This is a genomic window from Tahibacter sp., from assembly GCF_035481375.1.
Classification (GTDB): Bacteria; Pseudomonadota; Gammaproteobacteria; order Xanthomonadales; family Rhodanobacteraceae; genus Tahibacter.
Genome location: NZ_DATIGT010000191.1, coordinates 21,068 through 34,808 on the forward strand (window position 1 = coordinate 21,068; position 13,741 = coordinate 34,808).

Consider the following 13,741-nt stretch of genomic DNA (forward strand, 5'->3'; position numbering starts at 1 on the left):
TGGGGCCGACCCGCGCCGATTCACTGCGACTTTGGTCGTGTCGCTCACGCGGCGTCGCGATGTGCGTCGTCGCCCGCGTCGCCGATCGCCTCCGCCGCGCGCCGGGCGCGCGACAGGCAGCCGAGACTCAGCGCGTCGACGAGCGGCGCCGCGAAGCCTTCGCGCCGGCGCCGCCAGCGGCGGTAGAGCAGCGACATCGCGATCGTCGCCACGACGCCGAGACCGAGCCACACCGCGACACCGAGCGTCCGCCACAAGTCCACACCGGCGAGACCGAGGCCCAGCGTCTGCAGCAGCGCGAGCGAAACCAGCGGCGCAGCGACGACGTAGGACTGCAGCAGCACGCCGCGGCGACGCGTCGCCTGCTGCAGCCGCGCGCGCCACGGACCCGGCGCGCCGTCGTCGGGCCGCGCGAGCGCATCGAACTGCAGGATCGCGCCGATCAGCCAGCCGATCGCGAGCAGGTGCTGGAATATGCCGGGAACCAGCGCCGCGGCATCGCTGCCGTGCTGCGCGTTGAACGTGCCGCTGATCAGGATCAGCACCGTGATCAGGCCGATGCCGAGACCGGCGCGGCGGCGCGCATCGGCGCGTGCCGATTCGAATGCCGGCGCGAATGCGACCGGCAGACGCCGGTGCAGCGCGCGCCGGCCGCCGTCGTCGGCGAGGTCGCGTTCGAACTCGAGCTGACGGTCGAGCGCGTCGCGCGTGCGCAGCCAGTCGCCGCCCGCGCTTTCGTCGGCGAACCGGCGCAGCGCGGCCGAGTCGGGATAGCGCCGCGACAGCATGCGCACGACGCCCGCGAACAGCGGTATCAGCAGCAGGCCGAGCCCGACATTCACTGCCGTCACGCTGAGCGGCAGGCGGCTCAGCAGATCGACGCCGGACAGCACCTTCACGACGACGGCGACCAGCGGCAGCCAGAGCAGCACCGACAGCTGCGCGATCGCACGCGCCATCGCGAGCCGGCGCGTGCGCAGCACGTCGTATTCCGCGCGCAACTGCGTCAGCGCCATGCCGAAGTCGAGCCGCTGCAGCGTCAGCCACTCGCGCAGATCGACCGATCCCTGTGCGAGCGTCAGCAGCGCGAACGGCAACGCGAGCAGCAGATAGGTCGGATCGCTGCGCTGATTCAGCATGAACGCGGCGATCGCCGCGAATGCCGCGCCGCCGATGACGAGCGCGCGGCCGCGCCGGCTGCGCTGGCGTGCGAGCGAGGTGGCGGTCCGCGCGGTCAGGCGGCGGCGCACGGCTTCCACATCGAGCTGCAGCTGCGCGTCGATGTCACGGGTCTGCGCCGACCAGCGCTGCTTCAGGCTGTCGAGATCGAGCGTGTTCATGCGTCGTCCTTCTGCGCGGCGTAGTCGCGCTGCAGTTTCTGTTTGATGCGGTTGATGCGGGTCGCGACATTGGTCGCGCTGAGGCCCAGCATCGCGGCGGTTTCATCCTGCGAATAGCCTTCGAGGTAGAGCAGGATCAGCGCGCGATTGACCTCGTCGAGCCGGCCGATGAGCTGGTGCAGCGCGCGCAGGTCGTCGCCTTCGGCGTCGAGCACGCGATCGGCGGCGGCCAGATCCATGCCGAAGTCGTCGATCGGCAGCGCGTCGCGGATGCGCCGGCTCTCGCCGCGGAAGAACGAGATCGCGACGTTGATCGCGATGCGCTGCATCCACGCCGCGAACGGCTGCGCGCGGTCGTAGCGCGGCCATGCGCGCCACAGCTCGATCGTGATGTCCTGGATCAGGTCGCCGCGGTCCTCGCGCCGGCTGCAATAGGCATTTGCGACTTTGTACAGAATGGCCTTGTGCCGCCGGAGTTCGGCGAGAAAGACATCGTCGCTACGGATTGCGCTCATTCGGGACGGTGATGGCGGCGGGGCCGGGCCGGCCTCGCGGAGCTTATTCGCCGGGACGAGGAGAATCATCACGGCACGGCCCCGGCCGTTGCGGCGCGTGCCTGGACGTCGGCGCCGGCAAGGCCTGCCGGCAGGAGCATGGGTTTCATCGGAGTGTCCGCTGTGGGTGGTCGAGCCCGTTCGCGGGCTCGACCACTCAATTCGCGCGGACGCGCCGATTTGTCACAGGCACGCCCGGTTCGCCGGCGCGATCAGTCGGACGTCCGCGGCAGCCGCAGCGCACCGACCGCCGCGCGCTCGCGGCGCACGGCATCGGTTCGGGCTTCCTCGGCCGTGCCGACGAAGAACGTGCGCGTGTAGCTCTGGCCCTGGAACTCGGCGCGGAACCGCCAGTTGCCGCGCGGCGCATCCGCGAGCACGGTGTGGCGCCAGGTGAAGGCCGTCGCGGTATAGAAACTGCGCGGCAGGTTCGCGTCGGCGAGGTCGTACTGCCAGCGCGCGAACTCGCTGCCGTCGGCGCGCAGCAGCGTGAACGTCGCGGGATTGCCGCTCTGATGGTCGCGGAAGGTCGCGAGCACGTAGAACGGCGTGCCCGGCACGACGCTGTCGACCGCATTCGGCTGTTCGCGGACGTCGAGCATGCCGTCCGTGCCGCAGCCGACGAACTGCGGTTCCTGAGCGTGCAGCGAGACGGTGTTGATGGCCGGATCGCGATAGGGCTGCGGCGGCGACCAGCGTTCGGGCTCGGCGTTGCAGTTGCCGTGGCGCGGGTCGACGACGCGGCCGGTGGCGTCGTGCAGCTCGAAGTGCAGATGCGGTCCGGTCGACGAACCGGAGCTGCCGACGAGGCCCAGGTATTCGCCGGCGTCGACCGCGTCGCCGGGCCGCTTCGTCGTCGCGCTGCCGCGCTTCAGATGCCCGTACCAGGTGACGCTGCCGTCGTCGTGGCGCAGATAGACCGCGTTCCAGGGCCGGTCGCCCATGGTGCAGGAGCGATCCGGATGACCGTCGACGACGCCGACGATCACCCCTGGCGCGGCGGCCACCGCGGCGACCGAGCCTTCGTCCATCGTCAGCCACGGAAACGGCCAGAGGAAATAGTCGGTGCCCGCGTGGTTGTAGCCGTTCTCGGTGTCGTAGGTGCGTGTGCCGCAGGCGTAGTCGCGCAGCCGGCCCGGAAACGCCGGGTCGTGATCGACGTAGTTTGAGATGCCGTGATAGCCCGCGCCGTCGTCGCGCAGCGAACGCAGCGGCCAGTGCAGCAGCACGGCGCCGGCTGCCTTGCGGCGCGCCGTCGCGTCACGCAAGGCCGGCGATGCCAGCGCGGCCTCGATCTCGTGGCGGATGCGCAGGCGCGCCGGTTCCGAGAGTTCGTCGCGCGCCGCGTCGTCGGGCATCACCCAGTGCGCGACCGGCGGCTGCGCAGCGGCGATACCGCTGCCAAGCAGCATCGCCGCTGCGCCGATGAAACCGTGCCGCCGGAATGTCGAGTCGGATTGCCGCATGCCGTGCATCGTCCCGCCCCCTGCGTGAGCCTGCCGTGTCGACCGCCCCGGACGGGCGATTTTCGCAAACTGCGCGTGCCCTTGAGCACGCGGTCGTGAAACCGTTCCGGATCTAGCCTGTGCACCGGGGGAAACCCGGCGCCGCGACAGCATCGACGATCAGAGGAGAACGATCATGCCTGGCATGTCATCGGCGGCAGCGGTGCGCCTGTACGGCGCGGGGATACAGGGCTTCGTCACGGCGCTGGTCGCGGCCGTGCTGTGGTGCGGCGCGGCCGCATCGGTCGCGACTGCGGCCGAATCGCCGCGCGATCCGGTCGAAGGCCGCTGGTGGGGCACGGCCGGATCGGCGCGCGAGAAGATCGAGGTCGGCCTGCACTTCGTGCGCGGCGCCGACGGAAAACTCACGATGCGCATCACGCAGCCGATCTCGAACTACTTCGACGCCGACCCCGGCGGCGAGGTGAAACGCGACGGCGACCGCGTCGTGCACGAGGACATGGCACTGTCGCTGCAGCTGGCCGGCGACACCTTGAGCGGCACCTATCCCGGTCCGAACAGCCCGGCCGTCTTCGAGCGCGCGAAGCAGCTGCCGGCCGAAGCGCCGCCGCCGAAACTGCCGGCCGGCCCGGAGCCGCGCTGGGAAACGCGGATCGGCGGACAGGTCTATGCCTCGCCCGCCGTCGCCGACGGCGTCGCCTACATCGGCACGACCGGCGGCATCGTCAACGCCGTCGACACGCGCGACGGCAACCTGCGCTGGACCTTCACGACCGGCGCACCGGTCTTCGCGAGCGCCGCGGTCAGCGGTGACGCGGTCTACGTCACTGCCGACAACGGCTTGCTGTATCGACTGAACCGCAACGACGGCAAGGAACGCTGGCGCTACGCCCTCGGCGACGCCGGTACGCCGCGCGTGCTGCCGCATCCGCAGGTTTTCGACTGGGACTGGCAGGGCGCGCAGCCCGTCGTTGCCGACGACACCGTCTACGTCGGCGCCGGCGACGGCAGCTTCCACGCCGTGGCGATCGAGGACGGCAAGCGACGCTGGCGCTTCGCCACGCGCGCGGCCATCCGCAATGCCGCGGCCGTCGACGGCGAAACCGTCTACGTCGGCAGCATGGACAACAGTGTCTACGCCCTTGCCCGCGCCGACGGCCGCGAGCGCTGGCGCAACGACACCGGCGCCGCCGTCGACGCCGCACCGATCGTCCACGAAGGCCGCGTCCTCGTCGGCAACCGCGGCGCGGGCCTGCTGTCCATCGACGCCGCGAGCGGCGAGACGAAATGGCGCCTGTATTTCTGGGGCTCGTGGGTCGAGTCGACACCCGTCGTGCGCGACGGCGTGATCTATGTCGGCTCGTCCGACCTGCGCCGCGTCAGCGCGATCGACCCCGCCGACGGCCGCGCGATCTGGCGCACCGACGTCTACGGCTGGACCTGGGGCACGCCGCTCGTCACGAAAAAGTATATTTATGCCGGTGTCGCCGGCGGCACGCCGTACTTCGTCCGTCACGTCGCCAGTTTCAGCGTGCTCGATCGCCGCAGCGGCAAGCTCGTTGCGCGGAGGCCGCTGCCCGATACGGGCGGGCACCAGTGGGGTATTGCGGGATCGCCGGTGCTGGCTGGCGATACCGTCGTCGTCGCGACGATTGCGGGGTCGTTGATCGGGATTCCCGTGATGCCGTGAGGCTGGGTGCGCGAGGCGATCCCATCTTTCCGATGTCGCGTCGAGGACTCGAAATAGCCCGGAAAAAGCGAGAAAAACCCTCCGCTTCAAGGAGGGAGAGACGATCGCTCAGAACCACAGGTTCCGGTTGTCCTGAACGCCCAACGGGCCGGACGGGCACGGGCGGGATGGGTTTCCGCTGCAACCCACATACGCCTGCACTGAAACCACGGAACTGTCATGCTTTCCGTCCGCCCCACGGCCGCCGGTGCCCCTTGCCCCTGTCCGCATCAGCAAAGGCACTTCTCCAGATCCACTTCTGCGTCGTTCTCTGGGGACTCACCGCCATCCTCGGAAAACTCATCAGCCTGCCCGCCACCGCGCTCGTCTGGTGGCGCATGCTGCTCGTCAGCGCGACCGCGCTGCTGCTGCCGCGCGTCTGGCGCACGCTGCGCGCCATGCCGCGACGCCAGATCGCCATCTACGCCGGCATCGGCGCCGTCGTCGCGCTGCACTGGCTCGCGTTCTACGGTGCGATCAAACTCGCCAACGCCTCCGTCGCCGTCATCTCGATGGCGCTGTGCCCGATCTTCCTCGCCGTCATCGAACCGTGGATCGCGCGGCGCCCGTTCGACCTGCGCGAACTCGGCCTCGGACTCGCCGTCGTACCCGGCGTACTCCTCGTCGTCGGCGGCACGCCATCGGGCATGCATCTCGGCCTCGTCGTCGGCGTGATCTCCGCGTTCTTCGCGTCCGCGTTCTCGGCGCTGAACAAACGTCACGCCGGCAACGCCGACGCACTCACCGTCACCGCGATCGAACTCGGCGCGGGCACGCTGCTGTTGACGCTCGTCGCGCCGCTGCTCGCCGGCGACGCACCCGCGTTCGTCCTGCCCGACCTGCATGATTCCGTGCTGCTCGTCGTCCTCGCCTACGGCTGCACGCTGCTGCCGTTCGCACTCTCGCTCGTCGCGCTGCGCCAGATCAGCGCCTTCACCGCGCAACTCGCGATCAACCTCGAACCCGTCTATGCGATTGCGATCGCCGCACTGCTGTTCGGCGAACAGCGGCAGCTCGACGCGGCGTTCTATCTCGGCGTCGTGATCATCGTCGCCGCGGTGATCGTGCATCCGCTGACGGCGCGGCGGCGGTAAGGCAACGTAGGGCGAACCGAAGGGCATTGCGCCAAGGTCTCTCCGAAGCCGAGTCGCCCGCCAATGCGGGCGCTGCATCCGAAGTCATTTGCTTCAGCGTGCATGGACCGGCTTTGGCTTCTTCGACGTATTCGGCGCAATGCCCTTCGGTTATTGCGCCCTGTGTTGCGCGACACGTTCACGGCCGCTACGGCGACACATCCGCGCAACGTCCGCCGCCAGGCGACGAACAACGCATCTGCGCCTGCATCGGCGCCGCTTCGGCATACGTGGCCAGCACGCCCGGCGCAGCGTTCTGGTTCGTGTAGTGCGTGAAGCGCGTGCCGATCACCGGCAGGCCGGCGAGGCGGTAGCCTTCGAGTGATGCGGGCAGCACGGGGGACGTATCGCGTGCCTGATCGAATTCGACGATGAGCTGTCCGTCGCCGAAGTAGGGCACGGGTCTGCCGTTCTGGCCGGCGGTGCCCATGTGTCCATGCAGCCGCGAGTCGAATGCGGAATCGCGGACACCGGCCAGCGAAACCAGCTCGACGGCCGTGCCGGTCGTGCGCAGCGCGAGCGCGCCCTGGCCGAGCGGGCCGCGAAACAGTTCGGCGCCTTCGCGATCGAGCAGGCGGAATGCGTGGCCCGGCGATTGCGCGAGAGGAACCACGCCGCGGAACGTGGTTTGAAACGGCGGGCGCGGCGCTGTGGCGCCGAGCTGCGGATCGGTGTAGTGCGCGCGTGTCGGGTAGGTCAGCGCGAACGACGTCGTCGCGCCGAGTCGGGCCGTCGTGTCGGACGGCGCACTGAGCCGCGCGGCCATCAGCACGGCGCTGACGGCATCGAGAGCGCGATCGCTCGGATAATGCGCCTGGATCACGCGGCCGCCGTCGATCAGCAGTGCGGTCGCCTGACCGGTGGCGGGATCGCTCAGTGCGCTGCCGAGCAGCGACAGCACGCCCGGCGGCGGCGCGAAATGCTGGGCGACGCTGGCGCGCGTGCCGCGCGGACGGTCCTCGGGATCGACGCGGAATTCGTCGAGCGCCGTCGCCTGCGCACCGTAGAGCGTGCCGGCGGCGACGTTCACGATCGCGATCGAGCCGCTGAGCCCACCGCCGGGATTCGTCAGATCGCGCAGCGGGTTGCGTGTCCAATAGCCGGCAGGTGCCGTCCAGGCCTGTTCGATCAGCAGGCAGTCGCGTGCGCCGCCGGCCGCCGGCGTGATCGCCGATGCGGTGGCGCTGTCGGCGACGATCGCCGCCAGTTCCACCGCTTCGACATAGCCTTCGCGTACGCGCCGCGGTTCGCTGCTGCCAGCGTCGATCGGCACGCTCAGCGGCAGGTAGCGCCGGCCATCCGGCAGCTGCGGCAGATCGTTTGATCTGCTCAGTTGTGGATAGGTGCACGAAGGGTCGTCGGTCAGCAGCCCCGGCGATTCGTTCTCGCCGCGGTCGAACAGCGCCGCAGTCCAGCTGTCGTGCGGCGCGAGGTAGACGTTCAGCGCTGCGACGCTACGGCCGTTCTCGCCTTCCGCGACACGCAGCTGCACGATTTTCGCGCGGTCGAGATGGTTGGTCAGCGTGATCAGGCTCGCGTTGCCGGCTGCCGTCGTGTAGTACGGCCAGATCAGCACCTGACCCTGGCCGTGCGCGTTCAGCATCACCGCATGAGCGCCGTGCGCCGCGAAAGTTCCCAGAAAGAATCCGACAAATGCCCTTCGTATACTCATCGCACTGTTCCCTCGGCTGGAGTCGCGCATCAGAACGACGGGAGCGTGCGGAGTTCCAGAAGAAAACCGTAGCGCGCAATGACCGTAGGGCATTGCGCCAGGTCTTCCCGAAGCGACCCGCGTGAAACCGCGTGCGATGCGTCCGGAGCCCGATGGGTTCGGCGGACGCGAAGGAGCTTTGCTCCTCCGCTTTTGTCGTTGTTGTTGCCGGCACGATGCGCTGCGCTTATTGCGGCCTGCGTCGCTTCGGCGGCGGCAGTTCCGGCGTGAAGCAAAGAGCTCGAAAACCGCGGCATTCCTGCTGCCGCCCGCGCTGGGAATGCGTCCGTGCCGCCGCGGTCTTCGAGTTGAGGAAAAAACACCGCATCACCGGCGGCAGCGATGGCCGGGTCTGCGCGCGCCTGGCTACGGGCGATCGATGTCCGGCTGTCCCGCCGCCGTCGCTGCCGCGCGGTGATGCGGTCGGCGAATCAGTCGAGCGTGCCGCGGAAGATGCGGTCCGACGCCTGCGCGAGCAGCAGCACCTGGCCGTAGGTCGCTACCGTTGCCGACACGAGCACGTTGCCGTCGGCGCCGATCCAGCGGTCGCGGCCGCGGCTGCTGTCGGAGCCGTAGCCGGGCAGGTCGAAGGTCGACACGGTGGCCTGCAGGTTGCCGGTCGTCGTTGCGACGGTGACGGCCTGGCCGGGTTCGAGCAGTTTGCGCGGCGCGCGGCCGGCTTCGAGTGCCCACAGCGCGTTGACGTCACCGGGGTTGGTGCGTGCTTCCACGACGATCGTGCCGTTCGCGAGCACGGCGCTGGCACCGAAGCTGACCCAGGTGCGGGTCGGCTCGGGCCCGTACTGGCCCGGAATGCCGATCAGCGCGACGAGTTCGGGGCGCTGTCCGGTGCGCACGCGCCAGAAACCGGTCGGATTGCCGCCGTCGGTAGTCTCCACGCGTGCGGTGAACGCGGCATAGGCACCGTTCGCGCTCAGCGTTTCCGGATTGAACGTGAGCCAGGTTGCGTCGATCCAGTTCGGGCCGTAGTAGCCCGTGGTATCGCGATAGGCCATCGGGCGGTTGCGCGAGCCGTCATGCCAGAACAGGCCGTATTCGCTCGAAGAGCCGCTGGTGCGGCGGAAATAATTGAAAAAGTACAATTGGTTCGGAAGTCCGGGCTGGGCCGCTTCGAAGTCGTTGCTGAACGTCGCCGTGGCGATGCCGATGTCGGGGCCGCGCGCGCCGGTCTCGTCGTCGACGGCGACCGCGCGCGGATTGCCGGCGCAGATTTCCCAGATGCCGCCGCGCGAGCCGGTCGCGTCGAACACGCCGTAGACGCGGCCCTCGCGCGTGACGCTGACGCTGTCGGTCAGGGTCCAGCCGGTGTGGAACGAGTCGCCGGCGGCGAGGCCCGGTGCGAGCGCGGCTTCGGTCGCGCCGGCGCGCAGGCAGGGGCGGTTGCCGGTGCCGGGCATGTGCCTGACGATCGCGCGGCCGCTCGCGTTGGTCGGACTCAGCAGGTCGGCGTCGAGCACGACGTTGCCGCCGTTCATCGCCCGGCCGACCGCAAAGCCCGAGGCGTCGGCGAAACGCCAGCCCGCGCCGAGGCCCGGGCCGAGTACGGCGTCGGTCTGTGCGCGTGCGATCTCGACATTGCGCGTGCCGTCCCAGCGCCAGATACCGTAGCTGTTGTTCGTGCTCGAACCGGGTTCGCCGGCACGGCCGGCAAACACGCGCTGGCCGTCGGGTGCCGAGGCGCCGTCGCCCGAGACGATGTTCTGGAATACGTGGCCGGCCTCGGCGCCTTGGCGGCCCGGGCCGCGCACGCCGGTGACGCCGAGTTCGGTGTAGCGCACGAATGTGCCGGGCGTGCGCGCCCAATAGCCGGCGAGGCTGTCGGGGCTGGTCACGCGCAGGCCGACGAGCTCGCCGCCGGCGTCGCCGAGGATGGCGTCGGTCAGGCTGCGGCCGGTGCCGTTGGGCATGCCGGTCGTGACGACGCGGCTGTCTTCGCCGGCGACGACGCGCCAGGCGGCGGTCTGCGCGGGGACGAGCGGCGCGTAGACCAGGGCCGCGGCGAGCGCGGCTCCAATTTTCAGGTTCGACATGGGTTCTCTCCGGATCTCAGGCGGGCCTGCGCCGCGGTCCGTGTTGTTCGGCTGACGTTTCCGTGCGTTCGCGTTCATGCGATAGGCCGGCGCAGGCGACCCATGCTAGGGTTCACGACGGATTTCGTAGGCACGGATGGATAACGGCGCGGTAACGGATGGGTAACGCCGCGCTGCGCGGCGATTTTTTCGCCGCCGGAAGCGATTCCCGGCCGCCGGCGCCGCGCCTTCAGCACGCATGAAGATCGACAACGACACGCCGGAACGGCCCTCCTATTCCTATCGCTTCGGCACGGCCGAGTTCGACGAGGCGCGCTTCGAGCTGCGCGTGGCCGGCCTGCCGGTCGACGTCGAGCGGCGCGCGCTCGAAGTGCTGCTTTATCTGCTCCGCCACGCGGGCGAGGTCGTCACGAAGGACGAATTGCTGCGCGAGGTCTGGGCCGGGCGCATTACGGTCGACAAGGTGTTGCCGAACGCGATCAACAAGCTGCGCCGTGCGCTCGGCGAGGCGAACGCGGAGCGCGTGCAGACCCAGGCACGCATCGGCTATCGGCTCGACGGCGCGATCGAGCGCATCGCGGTCGGCCGCCGGCTCACGAGCCGCATCGATCTGTCGGCGGGCCAGCCCGTGCCCGGCCGCGACAATTTCCTGTTGCGCCGCCAGCTCGGCAGCAACCGCGGCAGCGAGGTCTGGCTGGCCGAGCACGCGAAGACGCGCGAGAAGCGCGTCTACAAGTTCGGCACCGACGGCGAGCGGCTGCGCTCGCTCAAGCGCGAAGCGACGCTCGCGCGCGTGCTGCAGGAAAGCCTCGACGACCGCACCCATTTCGTCGACATCATCGACTGGAACTTCGAAAGCCCGCCGTTCTTCCTGGAATGCCAGTTCGGCGGCGACAGTCTGCTCGACTGGTCCGAGCGGCATCTGGCGGCGCTGTCGGTCGAAGAACGCGTCGCACTGTTCCTGCAGATCGCCGATGCGGTAGCCGCGGCGCACGCGGTCGGCGTGCTGCACAAGGATCTCAAGCCCGCGAACGTGCTGATCGCGCCGGCGGAGCCGGGCTGGCTGATCCGCCTGACCGACTTCGGCAGCGGCCGGCTGCTCGACCCGGAGCGGCTGGAGTCGCTCGGCATCACGCAGCTCGGCCTCACGGTGACGCAGAGCATCGCGACCGATTCGTCGGCGGGCACGCCGCTCTACGTCGCGCCGGAAGTGTTCGCCGGCCACGCGCCGACCGTGCAGAGCGACGTGTTCGCGCTCGGCATCCTGCTGTATCAGCTGCTGGCGGGCCGCCTGAACAAGCCGATGGTGTCGGGCTGGGAGCAGGACGTCGCCGACGAACTGCTGCGCGAGGATGTGCGGCTGGCGACCGACGGCAATCCCGAGCGGCGTCTGGCGAGCGTCGCGGAACTCGCCGCGCGGCTGCGCGACCGCGAGCCGCGTCGCCTGCGCAACGAACGCGTCCGCCGCGACGAAGCGCAGGCGCGCAGCGCGAATGAATCGCTCGCACGCAGCCGTGCGCGGCGGCCTTACCTGGTTGCGCTGATCGTCGCGCTCGCGGCGAGCGTCGTCGTCGTGCTCGGCCTCTACGGTGCCGCGCTGCGCGCGCGCAACGACGCGCAGCGGGAACTCGACCGCGCCACGGCGATCAACCGGTTTCTCAACGAAGACCTGATCGGCCGGTCCAATCCGCTCGTCGTCGCGAAAGGGCAGAGCGCGTCGCTGAAGGATGTGCTGCTCGCGGCGCGCGAACGCGTCTCGCGGCGCTTCGGCGCGCAGCCGCAGACCGAAGCGTCGATCCGCATGAGCCTCGTGACGCTGTTCAACATGCTCGAGCTGCTGCCCGAAGCCGAGGACGAGGCGCGCCGCGCGCTCGCGCTGTATGAAAGCAGCGAAGGTGCGGCGAGCCGCAACGCGCTCAAGGCGCGCACCTTCGTCGCGCGCATGCTTGCGCGCACCGGCAAGTTCGACGCCGCGCTGAAGGAACTCCAGACGATGGACGCGCTGATCGCGAACGACGGCGACGACTATGCGAAATACCTGCGCGGTTCGGCCTGGAGCGTCTATCTGATGAACCAGGGCGAGTACGCCAAGGGCGTCGCGGAGTTGCGCATCGCGATCCCGATCGCGCGCAGGTTCGAGCCCGACAACGTCACGCAGCGCGATTCGATGCGCATGGACCTGATCAATGGCCTGACGCAGACCGGCGATCTGGCCGGTGCGCGTGCCGAAGGCGCGGCGCTGATCGCGGAAGTCGGCGCGCGCGACGACGATAACGGACTCGTCATCGCGTTCGCGAAGGCCGCCGTCGCGCGCACCTATACGATGGAAGGCGATCTCGCGACCGCCGAAGCGCAGCTCGTCGAGGCGCAGGAGACCATCGTCACGCGGCTCGGCGCGGGACATATGCGCAACATCATGGTGCTCAGCGATCTGTTCGATATCGCGATGCGCCGCGCCGAGTGGCCCAGGGCGCTCGACTACGCGCAGCGCGTGCACGAAGGCGCGCTCGCGAAGTTCGGGCCGGAGCACAACATCACGGCCGTCACGGCCATCAACTGGGGCCAGGCGCTGTTCGAGAGCGGAGACGCCGCGGCCGCCGACGGCAAACTGCGGCCGTTCCAGCAGCGTCTCGTCGCCCAGCTCGGCGAGAAGAACCCGCAAAGCCAGATGTCGATCTACTGGCTGGCCGCGATCGCGCTGGAGCGGCGGCGAACCGACGAAGCCGCGCGTCTCGTGGCGGTGCTGGATCCGGCCGCGCTGGAAGCCGCCGGCGCCGACGGGTTCTGGAAACTGCGCGTCGATGCGCTGCGAGGGCTCGTCGCCGTACAGCGCGGCGACCGTGCGACCGCCGCGCCGCTGCTCGCCGCGGCGGTGGACGGCCTGGCCAAGGCCGACGGCGGCGGCCGCAGCCGCGTGTATGCGAATGCGGAGCGGGAGCGGGGCCAGGTCGGCGTCAAGTGAACCGGACCCCGTCAGGTCGCGTCGTCGAGCTTCGCGAGCATCCGCTTCAGCGCGAAGTGCCGATAGCTCTGCAGCGCGAGGCTGCGGATCTCTTTCCAGTTCGGCTTCGCGCCGACGGCGAGGGCAATCCAGCCGTTGTGGCCCATGTAGGGCGGGATCGAATAGCGTCTGTCGGCGGTGTACAGCCCCTGCTGCTCGACGCCGACCCAGAACGCGAAGGTCAGCGTGCCGTCGTAGCGGTAGGCGGTCGCGAACGTGCGCTTGCCGGCCTGCCAGGACGGCGACCCGAAGCGCGGATCCTCGACGACTTCGGGTAGCGACAGGCAGTACCCGCGCAAGGGCTCCACGAGTTTCTGCACGGCCGGCGCGAGCATCGGGTCGCGTTCCTCGGCGCTCATCATTGCCTTCGGCGGCACGATGACGATGGTCTTGCCGATCTGCTTGCTCAGCGCCGCGGGCGCGGCCTTTTCGTAGGCCTCGCGCGCGAGGCCGGCGACGCGTTTCCAGTCGAGCCCCTTGTCGAGTTCGACGCCGAGCCAGCCGCGCGGGCCGACGTAGGGCGGCACGAAGAAATATTCCGGTTCGTCGCGCACGTGCTGTTCCTGCGCGCCGGGCGGCGACGCCAGCCACATGGCGACGCGGCCGTCGCCGTGATGGTTCACGAGGAAGCTCGCGAAAGTCTTGCCGCGCACGCGGAAATTCGGCGAGCCGTGCGAGACGTATTCCTCGGCTTCCGGAAACGACAGCAGGATTTCGCGAACCGCAGCGGGGATGTCCTCGGCCATGGCGATGTCC

9 protein-coding genes are annotated in these 13,741 nt (G+C 69.6%); 3 read left to right on the forward strand and 6 right to left on the reverse strand.

Annotated elements, in window-relative coordinates; translation table 11 throughout:
• Positions 1 to 44 precede the first annotated feature (44 nt).
• The 3 genes from VLF18_RS12000 to VLF18_RS12010 all read right to left on the reverse strand — a co-directional run bounded on the left by VLF18_RS12000 (position 45) and on the right by VLF18_RS12010 (position 3,360).
• The gene (locus VLF18_RS12000) at positions 45 to 1,340 is read right to left on the reverse strand and encodes a hypothetical protein (protein WP_325279860.1); all 1,296 of its coding nucleotides are present in this window, start codon (positions 1,338 to 1,340) and stop codon (positions 45 to 47) included.
• Positions 1,337 to 1,855: an RNA polymerase sigma factor gene (locus VLF18_RS12005; protein ID WP_325279861.1), complete on the reverse strand. Its 519-nt coding sequence runs from the start codon at positions 1,853 to 1,855 to the stop codon at positions 1,337 to 1,339. The genes VLF18_RS12000 and VLF18_RS12005 overlap by 4 nt, the downstream gene beginning before the upstream one ends.
• Before the next feature lie 251 nt (positions 1,856 to 2,106).
• Complete coding sequence (locus tag VLF18_RS12010) at positions 2,107 to 3,360, reverse strand: M23 family metallopeptidase (protein ID WP_325279862.1); 1,254 nt, start codon at positions 3,358 to 3,360, stop codon at positions 2,107 to 2,109.
• A gap of 175 nt (positions 3,361 to 3,535) precedes the next feature.
• Here VLF18_RS12010 and VLF18_RS12015 point away from each other — a divergent pair, with 175 nt between their 5' ends.
• Both VLF18_RS12015 and VLF18_RS12020 read left to right on the forward strand, forming a co-directional pair.
• Positions 3,536 to 5,050, forward strand: coding sequence for a PQQ-binding-like beta-propeller repeat protein (locus tag VLF18_RS12015; RefSeq protein ID WP_325279863.1), 1,515 nt, complete (start codon positions 3,536 to 3,538; stop codon positions 5,048 to 5,050).
• 254 nt (positions 5,051 to 5,304) lie between these two features.
• Positions 5,305 to 6,183 carry a DMT family transporter gene (locus tag VLF18_RS12020; protein WP_325279864.1) on the forward strand — a complete coding sequence of 293 codons (879 nt, stop codon included), beginning with the start codon at positions 5,305 to 5,307 and terminating at the stop codon, positions 6,181 to 6,183.
• A gap of 187 nt (positions 6,184 to 6,370) precedes the next feature.
• Here VLF18_RS12020 and VLF18_RS12025 read toward each other — a convergent pair whose 3' ends face one another.
• Positions 6,371 to 7,894 (reverse strand): hypothetical protein, encoded by a 1,524-nt coding sequence (locus VLF18_RS12025; protein WP_325279865.1) that lies wholly within the window; start codon positions 7,892 to 7,894, stop codon positions 6,371 to 6,373.
• Between the two features lie 470 nt (positions 7,895 to 8,364).
• Positions 8,365 to 9,984: a hypothetical protein gene (locus VLF18_RS12030; RefSeq protein ID WP_325279866.1), complete on the reverse strand. Its 1,620-nt coding sequence runs from the start codon at positions 9,982 to 9,984 to the stop codon at positions 8,365 to 8,367.
• A 238-nt stretch (positions 9,985 to 10,222) separates the two neighbouring features.
• Here VLF18_RS12030 and VLF18_RS12035 point away from each other — a divergent pair, with 238 nt between their 5' ends.
• Positions 10,223 to 12,946, forward strand: a complete 2,724-nt coding sequence (locus VLF18_RS12035) for a protein kinase domain-containing protein (protein WP_325279867.1) — start codon at positions 10,223 to 10,225, stop codon at positions 12,944 to 12,946.
• Positions 12,947 to 12,957: 11 nt separating this feature from the next.
• Here VLF18_RS12035 and VLF18_RS12040 read toward each other — a convergent pair whose 3' ends face one another.
• On the reverse strand, positions 12,958 to 13,731 hold the full coding sequence (locus VLF18_RS12040; RefSeq protein WP_325279868.1) for an MmcQ/YjbR family DNA-binding protein: 774 nt from the start codon (positions 13,729 to 13,731) through the stop codon (positions 12,958 to 12,960).
• Positions 13,732 to 13,741: the final 10 nt, after the last annotated feature.

Excerpts from the sequence above, each read along its gene's own strand:
- VLF18_RS12000 (WP_325279860.1), bottom strand. The coding sequence starts at position 1,340 with ATGAACACGCTCGATCTCGACAGCCTGAAGCAGCGCTGGTCGGCGCAG.
- VLF18_RS12005 (WP_325279861.1), bottom strand. The coding sequence starts at position 1,855 with ATGAGCGCAATCCGTAGCGACGATGTCTTTCTCGCCGAACTCCGGCGG.
- VLF18_RS12010 (WP_325279862.1), bottom strand. The coding sequence starts at position 3,360 with ATGCGGCAATCCGACTCGACATTCCGGCGGCACGGTTTCATCGGCGCA.
- VLF18_RS12015 (WP_325279863.1), top strand. The coding sequence starts at position 3,536 with ATGCCTGGCATGTCATCGGCGGCAGCGGTGCGCCTGTACGGCGCGGGG.
- VLF18_RS12025 (WP_325279865.1), bottom strand. The coding sequence starts at position 7,894 with ATGAGTATACGAAGGGCATTTGTCGGATTCTTTCTGGGAACTTTCGCG.
- VLF18_RS12030 (WP_325279866.1), bottom strand. The coding sequence starts at position 9,984 with ATGTCGAACCTGAAAATTGGAGCCGCGCTCGCCGCGGCCCTGGTCTAC.
- VLF18_RS12035 (WP_325279867.1), top strand. The coding sequence starts at position 10,223 with ATGAAGATCGACAACGACACGCCGGAACGGCCCTCCTATTCCTATCGC.
- VLF18_RS12040 (WP_325279868.1), bottom strand. The coding sequence starts at position 13,731 with ATGGCCGAGGACATCCCCGCTGCGGTTCGCGAAATCCTGCTGTCGTTT.